Genomic DNA, 16,282 nt, shown 5'->3' with positions numbered 1-16,282 from the left:
AGTGCGCCTTTACGCAGCACCCGTGGCAGCGGGCCTGGGCGAGCGAATTTCGACGATCGGCAGACGCAGAGCGGCGGGAGCGGACTGGGGCACCACGGGCCTGTTCGGTGCGATCGGGTCCAACCTCTCGTACGGCAGACCCTGGCGCGGACGAAGATCCTGCTCGCCCTTGTTCGGCCACAACGCAGCCGAACGCTCGGCCTGCGCACTGATCGTCAGCGACGGGTTCACACCGAGATTGGCAGACACGGCCGAACCGTCGACGATGCTCATCGTCGGGTAGCCGTACACGCGGTGATACGGGTCGATGACGCCGTGCTCGGGATCCGAGGCAATGGCGCAGCCGCCGAGAAAATGGGCCGTCAGCGGAATGTTGAACAGCTCGCCCCACGTGCCGCCTGCGACGCCGCCGATCTTCTTCGCGATGCGGCGGGTGGCGTCGTTGCCCTCCGGGATCCACGTCGGATTGGGTTCACCGTGACCCTGTTTGCTCGAGACCTTGCGGCCGAACAGCCCGCGCTTGGTGAACGTGGTGATCGAGTTGTCCAGGTTCTGCATCACCAACGCGATGATGGTGCGCTCACTCCAGTTCTTGACGCTCACCACGCGCAGGAATTCGACCGGATGGGCGATGGTCAGGAACACGAACTTCAGCCAACGCGGAACCCGTCCACCGCCGTCGGTCATCAGCGTCTGGAGCATGCCCATCGCGTTCGAGCCCTTGCCGTAGCGGACGGGTTCGATGTGGGTATTGGGTGACGGATGGAACGACGACGTGATCGCGACGCCCCTCGTCAGGTCCATCTCGGGGTCGACTTTCAGCTTCGCCGCTCCCACGATCGATTCCGAATTGGTGCGTGTGAGCTCGCCGAGTGTGTCGGACAACCGGGGTAGCGCGCCGTCGTCCTTCATCTTGTGCAACAGGTTCTGCGTGCCCCACGTGCCCGCCGCCAGAACGACATTCGCGGCCGTGTAGGTCTTGGGACTCTTACGAACCCACGCCCCGGTGCGTTCGGTCGAGACATCCCACGTGCCGTCGGGCAGGGCACGGAGTCCGCTGACGGTGGTCATGGGGATGATCTCGGCGCCTGCACGTTCGGCGAGGGCGAGATAGTTCTTGAGCAGCGTGTTCTTCGCTCCGTGACGGCACCCGGTCATGCATTCACCGCATTCGATGCAGCCGGTGCGCTCCGGGCCGACTCCGCCGAAGTACGGGTCGCCGACCTTCTTGCCCGGTTCGTCACCGAAGAAGACTCCGACCGGCGTCTGGATGAAGGTGTCCCCCACACCCATGTCCTCGGCGACGGACTTCATGACCTCGTCGGACGGCGTCATGTGCGGGTTGCGGACCACGCCGAGCATCCGCGTCGCCTGGTCGTAGAACGGGGAGAGTTCACTGTTCCAGTCGGTGATGTGCGCCCACTGCTTGTCCGCGAAGAAGGGCTCGGGCGGCTGGTACAGGGTGTTGGCGTAATTCAACGATCCCCCGCCGACGCCTGCGCCCGCGAGAATGAGGCAGTCACGCAGCAGATGCACACGCTGGATGCCGTAGCAGCCGAGCTTGGGCGCCCACAGGAATCGCTTGAGATCCCAACTGGTCTTGGCGAAGTCCTTGTCCTCGTACCGCCTGCCTGCTTCGAGAATGCCGACCTTGTAGCCCTTCTCGACCAGGCGCAGTGCGGTGACGCTGCCGCCGAAACCCGAACCGACGATCAACACGTCGTACTCGGTATCGCGAGTCCGTGACTCCATACTTCTCGACCTCCGCCTCTACGCGAACCACCCCGGAGTGACCGGGGCCACACATGAGATGACATTATCTCGGAACTGCCAACACGTTTGTGACAGTCGGCACAAAGTCACTGTAGCTGTAACCACGAGTATCACCAAGTGTGGTCCCGCCACCGGTGCGTGTGCAGAAACACCCGACGCAACTCCGCGCGCACGGGGACATGGCCGCACGAAAAAAGCGCGCACCCCGAAAGGGATACGCGCTTCTTCTGTGCAGCTACGCCGCCTACGCCCTGACGTTCAGGCCGACCTTCTGGAATTCCTTGAGGTCCGAGTAACCGGACTTCGCCATCGACCGACGCAGGCCACCGACGAGGTTGATCGAACCGTACGGCTCGCTCGACGGCCCGTGCAGCACCTGACCGAGGCTCGGACGCTCACCCGCAGCGACCGGAAGCAGAGCGCCACGCGGCATCGACGGATGCGCCGCAGCGGACGGCCAGTACCAACCGCCGCCGGGAGCTTCCGCTGCCGCCGCGAGAGGGGCACCGATAACCGCGGCATCGGCGCCGCACGCGATTGCTTTCGCGAGGCCGCCGGAGGAGACGATGTCACCGTCGGCGATGACGTGGACGTAACGACCACCGGTCTCGTCGAGGTAGTCCCGACGCGCAGCTGCCGCATCGGCAATCGCCGTCGCCATCGGTACTCCGATGCCGAGAACCTCGCCCGTCGTGGTCCCACCCTCGACCGAGCCGTAACCGACGATGACACCCGCCGCACCGGTACGCATCAGGTGCAGCGCGGTGCGGTGATCACTGACACCGCCTGCGATGACGGGAATGTCGAGCTCGGCGATGAACGTCTTCAGGTTCAGCGGTTCCTCGTCGCCGTGCGCCACGTGCTCGGCCGAGATGATGGTGCCCTGAATCACCAACAGATCGATACCTGCGGCGACCAGTGCGGGAGTCAGGCTCGCCGCACTCTGCGGACTGACCCGCACCGCAACGGTGACACCGGCCGCGCGAACCTGCGCGACAGCCGCGGCGAGCAGATCGGGCTGCAGCGGCGCCGCATGCAACTTCTGCAGCAACGCGATCGGGGCGTCGACGTCGACGTCGTTCTCCGCCACGGAAACCAGCTCGTCGAGCTTCGCCTGCACGTCCGAGTGTCGAGCCCACAGACCTTCGCCGTTGATGACACCGAGGCCACCCTGCTTACCCAGTTCGATGGCGAACTCGGGCGAGACGAGTGCGTCGGTCGGATGGGCGAGCACCGGGATGTCGAAGCGGTATGCGTCGAGCTGCCAGGCCGTCGAGACCTCTTTCGACGACCGAGTACGACGCGAAGGCACGATGTCGATGTCGTCGAGCTGGTAGGTACGACGGGCTTCTCTGCCCATGCCGATTTCAACGAGGTCGCGCACGCGCGCCCCTTTCTCGAGAAGGTGTGTGACCGTCGATCGGACGGGTCAGCGAGTGGAGTAGTTGGGTGCTTCCGCAGTCATCGTGATGTCGTGCGGATGGCTCTCCTTCAGACCTGCAGCGGTGATCTGCACGAACTGCGCGTCCTGCAGTTCTTCGATCGAGTTGGATCCCGTGTACCCCATGGCCGCGCGCAGTCCACCGGTCAACTGATGAATGACCTGCGACAACGGGCCGCGGTAGGGAACCCGACCTTCGATGCCTTCGGGGACCAGCTTGTCCTCGGCCAGTACGTCGTCCTGGAAGTAGCGGTCCTTGGAGAAGGACTTGGCACCTCCCCTGCCCTGCATCGCACCGAGCGACCCCATACCGCGGTAGCTCTTGAACTGCTTGCCGCCCACGAGGATCAGCTCACCCGGCGATTCGGCCGTGCCTGCCAGCAGCGAACCGAGCATCGCCGTCGACGCACCCGCCGCGAGTGCCTTGGCGATGTCACCGGAGAACTGGAGACCGCCGTCGGCGATGACCGGAACACCGTGCGGCTTGCACGCGGCAACGGCCTCGAGAATCGCGGTGATCTGTGGAGCCCCGACACCCGCGACGACACGCGTGGTGCAGATGGAACCTGGTCCCACACCGACCTTCACCGCGTCGGCACCTGCCTCGACCAGCGCAAGAGCGCCGGCGCGGGTGGCGATGTTGCCACCGACGATCTGCACGCGCTCGCCGACCTCGGCTTTGAGCTTGCTGACCATCTCGAGCACCTGTGAATTGTGACCGTGCGCTGTGTCGACGATGAGCACGTCGACGCCTGCGTCGGTGAGCGCCATCGAGCGTGCCCACGCGTCCTGCCCGACGCCCACTGCAGCACCGACGAGCAGCCTGCCGTCGCGGTCCTTGGTGGCGAACGGGTGCTGTTCGGTCTTGACGAAGTCCTTGACGGTGATGAGTCCGGTGAGCGCGCCCTGCCCGTCCACGATCGGGAGCTTCTCGATCTTGTGACGACGCAGCAACCCGAGAGCAGCCTCCGCGGTGACACCCTCGCGAGCAGTGATCAACGGAGCCTTGGTCATGACCTCGGCGACGCGGCGATTCTGGTCGACCTCGAAGCGCATGTCACGGTTGGTGATGATGCCCACGAGTGCACCGGTCTCGTCGGTGACGGGCAGACCCGAGATACGGAAACGCGCACACATCGCGTCGACCTCGGCGAGGGAGTCGGTCGGCTTGCAGGTGACGGGGTCGGTCACCATGCCTGCCTCGGAGCGCTTGACCGTCTCGACCTGTGATGCCTGATCCTGGAGGGACAGATTCCGATGGAGGACACCCATTCCGCCCGCACGCGCCATCGCAATGGCCATTCGCGCTTCGGTGACGGTGTCCATCGCCGAGCTGACGAGCGGCACTCGCAGCCGGATCTCACGTGTGATCTGACTGGATGTGTCCACCGCACTCGGAATCAGGTCCGATGCGGCAGGAAGAAGAAGAACGTCGTCGAAAGTGAGACCGAGCATGGCGACCTTGTTGGGGTCGTCGCCACCGGTACGGACATGGGCTCCGGAACTACTCATGCGGATCTGGCCCTCCCTAGAGCCTGGGTGCATCTCGGGCGCACGATCGATGCGTCGGAGAAGCGTGTTCGAGAACGGATGGAGACAGTGAGGGATCGAGAAATGGACGCGTGCGCGCGCTCGGCCGCGGCGCCTCTTTCCATGGTATCGCCTGGGGTCCGAGCAACGTGAACGCGCATCACGGACGGCGGGCAATCCGCTTCGAAGCGCCCGGAACGGACAGATATCTCGGTGTGTCGACGGCGAACGGCTGGCGCAGACCCACCAGTCCTGCGTACCGTGGAGTCGTGCGCGATCAATTGCCTCCAGGTCTTCCGCCGGACCCCTTCGCCGGTGACCCAGCCGACCCCTCGGCCGCTCTCGATGCAATCGAGCCCGGCCAGCCGCTGGATCCTCAGGAGCGGCTTGCCGTCGAGGAGGATCTTGCCGACCTCGCAGTCTACGAAGCGCTCCTCGGCCACCGCGGGATACGTGGACTCGTGGTGTGCTGCGAAGACTGCCAACAAGACCACTACCACGACTGGGACATGCTGAGAGCCAACCTCCTGCAGCTCCTCGTCGACGGCACCGTGCGTCCGCACGAGCCCGCCTACGACCCCGTTCCCGACGCCTATGTCACATGGGACTACTGCCGTGGCTACGCAGATGCGTCGATGAACGACGCGCTGCAGGGCGACGGTTTCGAGAACTGACGGGTTTCGAGAACTGAATGGGTTTTCAGAGCTGACGGATTTTCAGAACTGACGGATTTTCAGAACTGACGCCCCGAGCACGAAGAAGCGCCCGACACCGAATTCATCGGAGTCGGGCGCTTGCTTGTATCGGCTGAGCTCTACGGGCGATCGGCCGGCACAGGCGGCCGGTCAGCCGCCGTTCTCGGACGTGTCGACACGAGCCGAGGACGCGTCGGAACCGGTCGAGCCACTGGCCGACGCCGTGGTGGGACTCGGCTCGGACACGATCGTCGGAACCGGATCACTCGTCTGAGTGATCGGCGGTGCCGTCGGCTCCGATGTTGCCGGGCCAGTGGTGGGCGGAAGCTGAGGCAGGAGCGCATCGGTGGAGGGCACGGCCGGCAGAACCGGCGGCACCGACGTGACCGGCACTCCGGGCGGAATGATCGATTGCGCTGTGTCGGGAGGCAGAAGCGGCGTATCGAACGTCGGCGGCACCAGTGACGGAAGCGTCGGGATCAGCGCCTGCAGTTGCTCGGTGAGCCGCTGCAGCCAGACCTCGAGATCACTCTTCTGTGCCTGATCGATGACGCCACCCGTTGCAGCAGAGGCGCCGTCCAACAGCGCACGTGCGCCTTCGACGTCACCCGCCGCGATCAGTTCCTCGGCCTGCGACAGCTTCGACGACGTATCGATCTGCGCCACAGTCGAATCCGCCTGCTGCGAGAACACGACGGACTTGACGCTCCACAGTGGGTCACCCGGAGACGAATTGTAGGAGAACACGACGAGCCCACCCATGACCACCGCGATGGCCGCCGCGGCTCCCGCGATCGGACGCAGCAGAGTCGGACGCGAACGTGACTTCGACCGTCGATTCGAACCTGCGGCGACTATCTCCTGCTCGACAACGGCCACGACCTCGTCGAGACGCGGGCCGGAGGGAAGGGCAGGCGTAACGATCTCGGCTCGCCAACTCGCGAGCAGAAGGGCGAGTTGGTACTCGTCGGCGTTGTCGGTGGCAACGGGACCGTCACCACCGATGGCGTCGATGAACTCGTCGTCGCGGCGGACTGCGGCAATGTCGACCGGGCCGGTGTCGGTGCCCATGTCGGCGTACGGATCCGAGGCAGGTGGTATGGAGGCCGACCCGTCGGGTCGACCGATACGGGGAATGCCGTCGCGGCCGTTGTTCCTAGCCATACATTTCACCCGCTTTCACAACTTCGTTCTTCAACTTCGCGAGGGCTCTGTGTTGAGCCACGCGGATGGCACCTGCAGTACTGCCGACCGCAGCGGCTGTCTCTTCCGCCGATAATCCGACAATGAGGCGGAGCACGAGAATCTCTCTGTGCTTCGCCGGAAGGGTGTCCAGCAACGCGGTCATCTGTCTGCTCGACTCCGATTCCAAGGCGCGTTGCTCGGGACCGTGTTCTGTCGAGACGACATCTGGTACTTCGGCGGCTGGGTCCGATTTGTTACGTGAGGCGCTTCGATGCGCATCTGCAACCTTGTGTGCGGCAATTCCGTATACGAAGGCCATGAACGGGCGACCTTGGTCCTGGTAGCGAGGCAGGGCTGTCATGACTGCCAAGCAGACCTCCTGCGCTACGTCGTCCGCAGAGAGTTGGCCACGCTCGGCGGATCCCACCCGAGCGCGGCAGTACCGCACGACGAGTGGACGGATGATTTCCAATACTCGGGAGAGTGCGGCACGCTCGCCCTGCGCTGCGGCAGCGACGAAGGAGTCCAACTCCTCACCCGTGTTGTTCATCGCTCAAGGATTCCCCGCGTTACAGTGACGCCGCCGAACATCGGAAGACGCTTCCACCTGCAGGTGGAACCTTGTAAGGATAGCGACCTCGGAACGCCGAGATCGAACCACTCGGTCCGCCGTCTCACGCACCAGCGACAATGCCTCCACGACGAGCGAGAACCGCCGAGGAGTCGGCCACCACGGACGGTGGTTCCGTGACTTCCCCGAGACCGTTCAGCAACATCGCCGCGGCCCATCGCAGCGGCACCAGTCCATGCTCCGAACAGGCATCGAGCACGGTGCGAGCCAGGCCAGCGGCTCGATCGACGTCCCCGACCGAGCTGTGGGCAGCAGCAACGATCAGGTCGGTCTTGATTCGGTGTCGTAACGAAACGGTATCGGTCGCCTCCTCGCGCGCGTCGAGAGCGTGTCGGACGGATGCAGGACCGTCCCCGGACAGCATCGCCAGCTCCGCGCTCACCCACCGCAGCCGCAGTGCGGGTCTCCAGAGACGTTCTCGATCATCGTGTTCGGCCAGCAGCCGGCCGGCTCGTCCCAACAGCGCCGAGGCGCTGCCGAAGCTGCCGGAACCGAGAGCGTCCGCAGCAAGCCCGACGAATGCGTCGCATCCTGCCTCGAGGAAGAGTTCCGATCCGGCCTGTCCTGTCCGCGTCAGCGCAGCACCGTCGAACCGCGCGGCCACGGTGTGGCGCCCCATCTGCCGTAGCCACGACGCCCGCGTCGACGCCGCGAGCGAACCCAGAACATGCCCCGGCGGCAGCCCACGCTCCAGAACGTCCAGTTCGGCAGCTCCGAGGCTGTATCTGCCTTGTCCGCCGAGTGCAACGGCCCGGTGCCACCTGGCCAGTGGTTCGGTGACGGTGGGCAGCGGCCAGAGACCTGGCGTCGAACCCCACGCGGCGTTCCGCACCTCATCCGAGGCAGCATTCGCCGACGCGTTCATCCCACCGCTTCGATCAGCGTCCGGCCGCGGACGACCCTGCGCCGCGGAAGCACTGCCCGCCAGGAATTTTCGCAGGTCGACCCTGCATCGACGTAATGCACGCCGTAAGGGTACGACCGAGTGACACCAGGCCGGCAACCACAGTCCGGCGATCACGATCCGGCAATCAGGTAGGCGGAAGTTCGGACTCTCGTCAGCGAAGTCGGACGCACGGATGAACAGCGCAGAGCACTGGCTGCTTTCCGACGCGTCGCATCGGTCAATTCCCCGATTCGGAGACATTGTGCGAACCGGTCCGCGCTTTGTTTCATGGAATTTACATTTCCGCGAATGGCCGGCGTATGAGCAATGTCTGACGCTTTTGTAGCCGTCAGGTTAATGGCGTGCGTCGCCGCTTTCGGCGGGGCCGCGCCGCGTGACACCGCTCGCCGCGTTCGAAGCAACCGCTCGGCGTGGTCCGACATACGCCCTCGGCGATTTCCTCGCACACGGTCGGCCGCACCGACGACGGTCCGTGCAGCCCTGCGCACGCAGCGTCGACGACGCGACAACCAGGCCCCTGGCCAGGGACAACACTGAGCCCTGAAGGCCGGTCCTTACTCTCGGCCGCATGTGCGCGGCCGACTGCCCTGCGCCGCAGACGAAGAGAACTTCCGTCACCGACCGAGCCGGCACACAGTCATGGTCGCGCGTCATCGACCCATTTTCAACACGAGAGGCACGCACGCCATTGGTCCGAAGTAAATGTCTGTCGAGTTAAATTCTCGAGTTGCATCTATGCAAATGACCACGATGAAGAACTATTGACGCGATTTCCCCGACCAACATAACGTTGATCTCGTTCGAAGGAGCGGTGAACAAGACGCCGTTCGGTTCACTCAGCAAGAAAGTCCCTGCGGCTCACGAGGCGAGCACACACCCTAGGAGTTCACATGCCACAGCCGAACCACCTCCCTGGGCCCAACGCCGACATCTGGGATTGGCAGATGCACGGCTTGTGCCGTGGCGTCGACTCGTCGATGTTCTTTCATCCAGACGGGGAACGAGGACGCGCTCGTGCACAGCGGGAGATGCGAGCCAAAGAGATGTGCCGCAGTTGCCCTGTCCTCGCTCAGTGCAGGACCCATGCGCTCAGTGTCGCCGAGCCCTACGGGATCTGGGGCGGCATGTCCGAAACCGAGCGCGAGATGCACGCCCGGCACAACCGTCGTCGGATCGCGGTGTAGCCGAGGCCAGTGCGCGCCGGTACCGAATGCAGAACAGGCCCCCTCCTTGCCGGAGGGGGCCTGTTCGGTTATTCGAGATGCAGTCGATCAGTGGCTGTGGCCGTGGCCTGCAGCGGCTTCCGGCTCGTCGGCCGGCTTCTCGACGATCGCGCTTTCCGTCGTCAGGATCATCCGCGCAACCGAAGCCGCGTTGACGACCGCCGAACGTGTCACCTTCACCGGATCGACGACACCGTCGGCAAGCAGATCGCCGTAGGTCAGTGTCGCGGCGTTGAAGCCGTGTCCTGCCGAGAGTTCGGCGACCTTGCTGACCACGACGGAACCGTCGATGCCGGCGTTGGTGGCGATCCAGAACAGCGGCGCGTTCAGCGCGGTGCGCACGACGGCGACGCCGGTGGCTTCGTCACCGGTCAGGCCGAGGTCGTCGACGAGCGAGAGTGCGGCCTGCGTCAGAGCGGAACCGCCGCCGGGGACGATGCCTTCCTCGACAGCAGCCTTCGCGGCACTGACAGCATCTTCGACGCGGAACTTGCGTTCCTTGAGCTCGGTCTCGGTTGCTGCACCGACCTTGATGACCGCAACTCCGCCGGACAGCTTCGCGAGGCGCTCTTCGAGCTTCTCACGGTCCCAGTCGGAGTCGGTGTTCTCGATCTCGCGACGCAGCTGGCCGACGCGCGAATCGATGTCGTCCTGCGTGCCCGCGCCGTCGACGATGGTGGTCTCGTCCTTGGTGACGACGACGCGACGCGCCTGACCGAGCAGCTCGAGGCCGGCTTCCTTCAGGCTGAGGCCGACGTCGGCAGTGATGACCTGACCTGCCGTGACCACGGCGAGGTCGTCGAGGAACGCCTTGCGACGGTCACCGAAGAACGGTGCCTTCACGGCAACGGCCTTGATCGTCTTGCGGATCGAGTTCACGACGAGCGTGGACAGAACTTCGCCCTCGGTGTCCTCGGCGATGATCAGCAACGGCTTGCCGCTCTCGGCGACCTTCTCCAGCAGAGGAAGGAAGTCGGGGAGCGAGGTGATCTTGTCGCGGTGCAGGAGGATGTAGGCGTCCTCTAGGACGGCCTGCTGCGAGTCGAGATCGGTGACGAAGTACGGCGACAGGTATCCCTTGTCGAACTGCACTCCCTCGGTGACGACGAGTTCGGTGTCCAGAGTCGAGGACTCCTCGACCGTGACGACACCGTCGGCGCCGACACGCGTGAGCGCCTCGCCGACGAGCTGGCCGATCTCGGGGTCACGCGAGGACACGGTTGCGACCTGCGCGATCGCTTCCTTGCCCTCGACAGGGGTGGCCGCAGCGAGCAGAGCCTCGGCGACCTTGTCGGCTGCCTTGGCGATGCCGGACCCGAGCGCGATCGGGTTTGCGCCCGCGGCGATGTTCTTCAGACCGCCGCGAACCAGCGCCTGTGCGAGCACGGTCGCGGTCGTGGTTCCGTCGCCTGCGACGTCGTTCGTCTTGGTTGCAACGCTCTTGACGAGCTGTGCACCGAGGTTCTCGAACGGGTCTTCCAGGTCGATCTCACGGGCGATGGACACGCCGTCGTTCGTGACCGTGGGGCCACCGAACGCCTTGGCCAGCACGACGTGCCGACCGCGAGGTCCGAGCGTCACCTTGACCGCGTCGGCCAGCTTGTCGACGCCACGCTCGAGTGCCCGTCGGGCTTCCTCGTTGAATTGGATTTGCTTTGCCATGTTCCGGTATTTCTCCTTCGAGTCGATGAACTCGATTGAACGCAGTCCGCCCCGGGACCGAATCGAGATCGGGTTCCGGGGCGGGATGCGTTAATGACTTACTTGGCGATGACAGCCAGCACGTCGCGTGCCGACAGAATCAGGTACTCCTCGCCGGCGTACTTGATCTCGGTGCCGCCGTACTTGCTGTAGATGACGGTGTCGCCTTCTTTGACGTCGACCGGGATCCGGTTGCCCTTTTCGGTGACACGGCCTTCGCCGACTGCGACGACGGTGCCTTCCTGAGGCTTCTCCTTGGCTGTGTCGGGGATGACCAGACCGGAGGCGGTCGTCGTCTCGGCCTCGTTGGCCTGGACGAGGATCTTGTCCTCGAGCGGCTTGATTTTCACGCTCGCCACGTTGAGCCCTCCAAAGTTATGGGGTACGCGTCCGGGGTCGGATCCCCGGACTGCTGTGTTGTCTACATTCACCGCTCTGTGCTCCGTCCCGTCGTCGCGGGTGCCGGGACTTCGCTCAGCGCTGACTAGCACTCTATACATGCGAGTGCCAGCACTCAACCCCTACGGGTGCAAGCGCTCGACCAGGGTCAGGAATGCGAACACCCGCAGGGCTCAGCGCGACCGACGAGCCTGTCCGCGCCGGACTGCTGCCACCAGCAATCGGCCACCGAGCGCCACGAAGACGAGATTGCCGACCATTTGCAATGTCACTATTGCGCGTGCGAAATCGGTGGACGCTGTGATATCTCCGAATCCCACTGTGGAAAATACCGACAACGTGAAATAGAGACTTCCCACCCGTGTCACCGGCTCGTTGAAATTGAGTTCGGATGCAGCTGCAATCAGGTAATACACGGCGGAAAACCCGATGAGGTATACGGGAACGACCGCGGCGAGCGCTTCGATGGCTTGAATAGCCGGATAGTCCGCTTTGAGTACCTTTGTCACCTGCCATACGCACACGAGGACGACAGCAGCCAGAACCAGCGTGAGCAGGAGCACAGTGCCGATGTCACGTATGCCCTGCATGGGAACCACGAAGTAGAGCACCGTCAACGCCAGCGCCGTGGCGATCGGCCGCACGATCGCCCTCCGAAGGAGCGAGCGACGCTCTTTGTCCGTCAACGTCGCATAAGACTCGGATTCAACCATTGGGCCACCTTCGATGGATCCGATGAAACCGTGAACTCCCCCGTCATAGCCCTTTTCCAGTGCGTAGTTTCACATTCTCCGGAATTGTTCTGTAACGTTAAGATAACGAGCGTGCCGGTCCGCTGAATGCAACCGTCGAATCGAGCACCACGAACTGCACGAACAATGCACGACCGCCGAACCCCTGCCCGCACGCAGGCTTCGGAGCGAGCACGGAGGGAGGTGCACGATGCGCGTCGGAATCGGTGTTTCCACTGGAGCCGAGGTCGTCTGTGCCGCCCTGCTCGTGATCGAGGACGATGGTTCGCGCACCGTCGAGTACCGCACCGTCTCCGCCGACACCGAGGCGAACACCGACATCGGCGACCTCGTGTCCTCTGCCGTCGAACTGATGCTCTCGCTCGCACCCACGTCAGCGGGCCACGGCGTGCACTCGGCCGAACGCCACCAACCCGAGTCGATCGCCGTGTCGTACCGAACCTCGGAGCAGGCCGCATCCATCCGCTCGGCCTGCGCGCACTCGCGACTGACCGTCGCCCTCGTTCCCGAGTCTGCCGCAGCACACGCGTACCTCGCCGACTCCGGTCTCATCGCCCGCTACCGCAGTGTCACGGTCGTGGACATCGGCGCATCGGGAACCACGACGTCGATCATCGATTCACGCTCCGGAGCGGTGCACTGGAGCGAGCGCACCGACACCTTCGGCGGGGACGTGATCAACGGCGTAGTCAAAGATTTAGTGCAAGGACACTCCGGGCACCGGCTACCCCAGGGCCGCGTCAGGGACGATCTGAGGGACGACCGAGGCATCGGATCTGCGCGCTACCGCGCAGTGAAGGAACACCTGTCCACCCACGACTCCGCCGCCGTCGATCGCGCAGATGGATCCTCCGGCCTCGACCGAGCCGAATTCGACGGTGCAGTTCGACCCGGCGTGACGGCTGTCGCGGAGGCGGCGATCGGTGCAGCTGCGGGCGTCGCCGACGCCTCGGAAGCCGTGGTGCTCATCGGCGGAGGCGCCAACATCCCGCTGGTACGCACCGTGTACCAATCCGTGTTACGCGTTCCCGTGCTGGCTCCGACAGAACCGGACACGGTCCTCGCCAAAGGTGCCGCACATCTCGCCCTCGACAGTCCGGCCGATCTCTACCCGACTGCAGGTGTGGCCAGCGAGTCGCAGGGCACGTCAGTCGGACGTTTCTCCGGCGCGGTGGCTGGAGCCCTCCTCGTGGGAGGAATCGTCCTCGCCTACGGCATCCGAACTCTGGCACCGACCGACGACGCCGGTTTCTCCCCCGCCGGTTCGGCGGTGCCGTCGGAGACCGGTGACGCCGTCATGGACCAGCCGATCGCCAACACCACCTATCCCACCACTCCTGTGCTGTCGACGGAGCCTGAGTCGTCATCGCCCCAGTCGTCACCGCCCCGATACACCGACGTGCCGCAACAGCCGGAATCGTCCCAGCCCGTCACCGTTCCCCCCGCACCGGAATCGACGACGCGTACACCGACGCTCCACCCGGCGCCCGATCTTCCGGTCATCCCGTGGCCCGCGCAGCCGAGTGAGCCGTCCACGGTCACCACTCCTGAGCCGACGACGAGCGTGCCGCCGACCGAACTGCCCAGCGAATCCACACCACCCGAGCCGACACCCGATCTCCCGTCGGAGACGCCGGACAACTCGACTGCGCTCGAGCCACCACCGCCGTCGTCGATCCCGACAACCGCGGTCGATGGAACTCCCACCTCTCCAGTACTGGCTCCGCCTCCCACCGTGTGGTCTCCACCTGCACCGGCTCCGCCTGCGAGCGGCTCCAGCGACAGTGAAGGTGCCACGCAGACGACGACGGCGCCGAATCCCACCTCGACCACCGAGCAGTAGCCGACCGAGCTGGAGACGGCCGAGCTGGAGCTAGCCTGCGACGAGGGACGTCGACACCGGCAGACCCGGATCGGTGGCCGCGCGCAGGCTCGACGGTTCTGCTCCCCCGGCGATCAGGTGCGCTCCGAGCGACGCGATCATGACCCCGTTATCGGTGCACAGCCGCGGCTTCGGAATACGAAGCGTCAGACCGGCTGCGCTGCAGCGCGTTTCGATCAAGGAGCGAATGCGTGAGTTCGCGGTGGCGCCTCCTCCGAGAACGATCGTTTCCACGTCCACGTCCTCGGCCGCCCGGACCGCTTTCATGGTCAGCACATCCGCCACCGACTCCTGGAACGACGCAGCGATGTCCGCGACCGGAATCGGATCTCCTGCGCGTCGACGCGTCTCGACGAATCGAGCGACCGCCGTCTTCACACCCGAGAACGAGAAGTCGTAGCGTGCATCACGCGGGCCCGTCATTCCGCGTGGGAAGGCAATGGCCGAGGGGTCCCCCTCTCGGGCAGCGTCATCGAGTGCGGGACCTCCCGGGTATCCCAACCCGAGCAACCGCGCGACCTTGTCGAACGCCTCACCGGCGGCATCGTCGACCGTGGTACCGAGCTCCACGATCGGTGCGCCCAGATCGTTCACGTGCAGCAGGTGCGTGTGACCACCGGAGACCAGCAACGCCACGCACGACGGCATCGGCCCATGCTCGAGCGTATCGACCGCAACGTGGCCGCCGAGGTGGTTCACAGCGTAGAACGGCACACCCCACGCAGCCGAATATGCTTTGGCCGCAGCGGCTCCCACGAGCAGCGCCCCGGCAAGCCCTGGACCGATCGTCACCGCAACCGCATCCGGCCGGTCGATGCCTGCAGTGCGCAGAGCCCGCTGCATCGTCGGGACGATCGCCTCCAGATGGGCCCGCGACGCGACCTCGGGTACGACTCCGCCGTACCGTGCATGCTCGTCGACGCTGGATGCGACCTCGTCGGCGAGCAGATCACAGACGCCCGGATCGCGCCACCGCACGATTCCCACACCTGTTTCGTCACAGGAGCTTTCGATACCCATGACGATCATGACGACTCACCTTCGCTTCTGCTCGGGCGTCGCATCGTGTACGCATCGGCGCCGCTGGGCTGGTAGTACTTCCGCCGCGTTCCCACGACTTCGAAACCTTCGCGGGCATACAGCTCGATGGCCGGGACGTTGTCGGTACGGACCTCGAGAAAGACCGGCCCGCCGTGCCGATCGGCCGCTGCCAGTAGGTCGTTCATCAAGGCTCCGCCGATACCGCGTCGATGCGCCGACGGATCGACGCCGATGGTGTGCACCTCGGATTCGGCAGTCGAACCGCTCCCCAGCAACGCAATGCCTGCGTATCCGAGAAGCGAATCACCCTCGCGTGCCGCCACGTAATGATTGTGCGGCGCCGCGAGTTCGGAAAGAAATGCCTGGGCCGTCCACGGATCGTCACCGGGAAACAACACCTCCTCCAACTCCGCACAGCGCTCGGCATCGGCGGGGGTCAACGGAGACAGAACGATGCTCACGATCGTGCCCTCTTCTCCGCCGCTCGCTCGTCCAGCGTCTTCGCATCGGGCCTGCGAAGATACAGCGGAACCAGGGGGGCCGGAATGGCACCGACCGTCAGCTCCTCGCGAGCCGCGAGGATCAGTCCTCTCGGCGACGGTGACTCGACCGCACGCGATGGAATGTCGAACAGGGCCGTATGTGATGCCGACCCAGCAGCTGCAGTTGCCCCGGTGATGTCGAGGATCGTAGGCGCGCACACGTCGGGGCCGGCAACTCGAATGCCGTTCTCGTATCGCGCCCAATAGATCTCACGACGCCGTGCGTCGGTGATCACGACAAGCGCCGGCTCGTCCTCGATCTCGGCGGCAATCGCGTCGAGGCTGCAGACGCCGTGCACGGGAATACCGAGTGCATCGCCGAACGCGGCGGCAGTGGCCATGCCGACACGGAGCCCAGTGAACGGTCCAGGACCACAGCCCACGACGACGGCGTCGAGATCGGTAGGCGCCAGATCTCGTTCGGCCAGGCATTCGAGGATGTTCGGCGTCAGGATCTCGGCATGGAGCCTGGCATCGACCACGACGCGGACCGACAAGGTTTCCGCTGCACCGTCGGTGAGCCGAACCACACCGGCGGTGACGGCGGGGGTGGAGGTATCGACGGCGAGAACGAGCACGG

The 16,282-nt window shown here is 64.9% G+C and carries 15 protein-coding genes; 3 read left to right on the top strand and 12 right to left on the bottom strand.

Translation table 11 applies throughout. From position 1 onward, the window contains the following. Positions 1–9: 9 nt before the first annotated feature. The 3 genes from RY1_RS24355 to guaB all read right to left on the bottom strand — a co-directional run bounded on the left by RY1_RS24355 (position 10) and on the right by guaB (position 4,726). Complete coding sequence (locus RY1_RS24355; RefSeq protein WP_072806625.1) at positions 10–1,752, bottom strand: GMC oxidoreductase; 1,743 nt, start codon at positions 1,750–1,752, stop codon at positions 10–12. Between the two features lie 265 nt (positions 1,753–2,017). Then, entirely contained in the window at positions 2,018–3,157 is a 1,140-nt protein-coding gene (locus RY1_RS24350; RefSeq protein ID WP_072806624.1) for a GuaB3 family IMP dehydrogenase-related protein, read from the bottom strand. Positions 3,158–3,202: 45 nt separating this feature from the next. Then, positions 3,203–4,726 (bottom strand): IMP dehydrogenase, encoded by a 1,524-nt coding sequence (gene guaB / locus RY1_RS24345; protein ID WP_174565462.1) that lies wholly within the window; start codon positions 4,724–4,726, stop codon positions 3,203–3,205. 287 nt (positions 4,727–5,013) lie between these two features. Between guaB and RY1_RS24340 the strand changes: the two genes are divergently transcribed. Then, positions 5,014–5,418: a DUF5319 domain-containing protein gene (locus tag RY1_RS24340; RefSeq protein WP_068432470.1), complete on the top strand. Its 405-nt coding sequence runs from the start codon at positions 5,014–5,016 to the stop codon at positions 5,416–5,418. Positions 5,419–5,589: 171 nt separating this feature from the next. On the opposite strand, the gene RY1_RS24335 is transcribed toward RY1_RS24340, so the two are convergent. The 3 genes from RY1_RS24335 to RY1_RS24325 all read right to left on the bottom strand — a co-directional run bounded on the left by RY1_RS24335 (position 5,590) and on the right by RY1_RS24325 (position 8,120). Then, positions 5,590–6,603, bottom strand: coding sequence for an anti-sigma-D factor RsdA (locus RY1_RS24335; RefSeq protein WP_072806623.1), 1,014 nt, complete (start codon positions 6,601–6,603; stop codon positions 5,590–5,592). Further along, positions 6,596–7,174: a sigma-70 family RNA polymerase sigma factor gene (locus RY1_RS24330; protein WP_072806622.1), complete on the bottom strand. Its 579-nt coding sequence runs from the start codon at positions 7,172–7,174 to the stop codon at positions 6,596–6,598. Before RY1_RS24330 ends, RY1_RS24335 begins: the two co-directional genes overlap by 8 nt. A gap of 124 nt (positions 7,175–7,298) precedes the next feature. After that, positions 7,299–8,120, bottom strand: a complete 822-nt coding sequence (locus RY1_RS24325) for a hypothetical protein (protein ID WP_072806621.1) — start codon at positions 8,118–8,120, stop codon at positions 7,299–7,301. A 932-nt stretch (positions 8,121–9,052) separates the two neighbouring features. On the opposite strand from RY1_RS24325, the gene RY1_RS24320 reads away from it, so the two are divergent. Further along, a complete protein-coding gene (locus RY1_RS24320) occupies positions 9,053–9,346 on the top strand; it encodes a WhiB family transcriptional regulator (protein WP_072806620.1) in 294 nt (97 codons plus the stop codon). An 87-nt stretch (positions 9,347–9,433) separates the two neighbouring features. Here RY1_RS24320 and groL read toward each other — a convergent pair whose 3' ends face one another. The 3 genes from groL to RY1_RS24305 form a co-directional block, all read right to left on the bottom strand. Next, positions 9,434–11,047 (bottom strand): chaperonin GroEL, encoded by a 1,614-nt coding sequence (groL, locus tag RY1_RS24315; RefSeq protein WP_072806619.1) that lies wholly within the window; start codon positions 11,045–11,047, stop codon positions 9,434–9,436. Positions 11,048–11,145: 98 nt separating this feature from the next. Continuing rightward, positions 11,146–11,445 carry a co-chaperone GroES gene (gene groES / locus RY1_RS24310; protein WP_008718149.1) on the bottom strand — a complete coding sequence of 100 codons (300 nt, stop codon included), beginning with the start codon at positions 11,443–11,445 and terminating at the stop codon, positions 11,146–11,148. A 213-nt stretch (positions 11,446–11,658) separates the two neighbouring features. Beyond that, positions 11,659–12,198, bottom strand: coding sequence for a potassium channel family protein (locus RY1_RS24305; RefSeq protein WP_072806618.1), 540 nt, complete (start codon positions 12,196–12,198; stop codon positions 11,659–11,661). Between the two features lie 229 nt (positions 12,199–12,427). On the opposite strand from RY1_RS24305, the gene RY1_RS24300 reads away from it, so the two are divergent. After that, a complete protein-coding gene (locus tag RY1_RS24300; protein ID WP_072806617.1) occupies positions 12,428–14,080 on the top strand; it encodes an Hsp70 family protein in 1,653 nt (550 codons plus the stop codon). A 30-nt stretch (positions 14,081–14,110) separates the two neighbouring features. Here the strand turns inward: RY1_RS24300 and tsaD are convergent, their stop codons facing one another. Genes tsaD through tsaB form a run of 3 tightly spaced genes read right to left on the bottom strand, consistent with a single transcriptional unit; the run spans position 14,111 to position 16,280 of the window. Next, the gene (gene tsaD, locus RY1_RS24295) at positions 14,111–15,148 is read right to left on the bottom strand and encodes a tRNA (adenosine(37)-N6)-threonylcarbamoyltransferase complex transferase subunit TsaD (protein WP_072806616.1); all 1,038 of its coding nucleotides are present in this window, start codon (positions 15,146–15,148) and stop codon (positions 14,111–14,113) included. Continuing rightward, the gene (rimI, locus tag RY1_RS24290; RefSeq protein WP_072806615.1) at positions 15,145–15,621 is read right to left on the bottom strand and encodes a ribosomal protein S18-alanine N-acetyltransferase; all 477 of its coding nucleotides are present in this window, start codon (positions 15,619–15,621) and stop codon (positions 15,145–15,147) included. Before rimI ends, tsaD begins: the two co-directional genes overlap by 4 nt. Continuing rightward, complete coding sequence (tsaB, locus tag RY1_RS24285; RefSeq protein WP_072806614.1) at positions 15,618–16,280, bottom strand: tRNA (adenosine(37)-N6)-threonylcarbamoyltransferase complex dimerization subunit type 1 TsaB; 663 nt, start codon at positions 16,278–16,280, stop codon at positions 15,618–15,620. Before tsaB ends, rimI begins: the two co-directional genes overlap by 4 nt. Positions 16,281–16,282 lie beyond the last annotated feature (2 nt).

The sequence above is a fragment of the Rhodococcus yunnanensis NBRC 103083 genome (assembly GCF_001895005.1).
In the GTDB taxonomy this organism is placed as follows: domain Bacteria; phylum Actinomycetota; class Actinomycetes; order Mycobacteriales; family Mycobacteriaceae; genus Rhodococcoides; species Rhodococcoides yunnanense.
The sequence above is the reverse complement of the archived record's forward strand: the minus strand, read 5'-3'. Positions and strand labels throughout refer to the sequence as shown.

Excerpts from the sequence above, each read along its gene's own strand:
- RY1_RS24355 (WP_072806625.1), bottom strand. The coding sequence starts at position 1,752 with ATGGAGTCACGGACTCGCGATACCGAGTACGACGTGTTGATCGTCGGT.
- guaB (WP_174565462.1), bottom strand. The coding sequence starts at position 4,726 with ATGAGTAGTTCCGGAGCCCATGTCCGTACCGGTGGCGACGACCCCAAC.
- RY1_RS24335 (WP_072806623.1), bottom strand. The coding sequence starts at position 6,603 with ATGGCTAGGAACAACGGCCGCGACGGCATTCCCCGTATCGGTCGACCC.
- RY1_RS24330 (WP_072806622.1), bottom strand. The coding sequence starts at position 7,174 with ATGAACAACACGGGTGAGGAGTTGGACTCCTTCGTCGCTGCCGCAGCG.
- RY1_RS24325 (WP_072806621.1), bottom strand. The coding sequence starts at position 8,120 with ATGAACGCGTCGGCGAATGCTGCCTCGGATGAGGTGCGGAACGCCGCG.
- RY1_RS24320 (WP_072806620.1), top strand. The coding sequence starts at position 9,053 with ATGCCACAGCCGAACCACCTCCCTGGGCCCAACGCCGACATCTGGGAT.
- groL (WP_072806619.1), bottom strand. The coding sequence starts at position 11,047 with ATGGCAAAGCAAATCCAATTCAACGAGGAAGCCCGACGGGCACTCGAG.
- RY1_RS24305 (WP_072806618.1), bottom strand. The coding sequence starts at position 12,198 with ATGGTTGAATCCGAGTCTTATGCGACGTTGACGGACAAAGAGCGTCGC.
- RY1_RS24300 (WP_072806617.1), top strand. The coding sequence starts at position 12,428 with ATGCGCGTCGGAATCGGTGTTTCCACTGGAGCCGAGGTCGTCTGTGCC.
- tsaD (WP_072806616.1), bottom strand. The coding sequence starts at position 15,148 with ATGATCGTCATGGGTATCGAAAGCTCCTGTGACGAAACAGGTGTGGGA.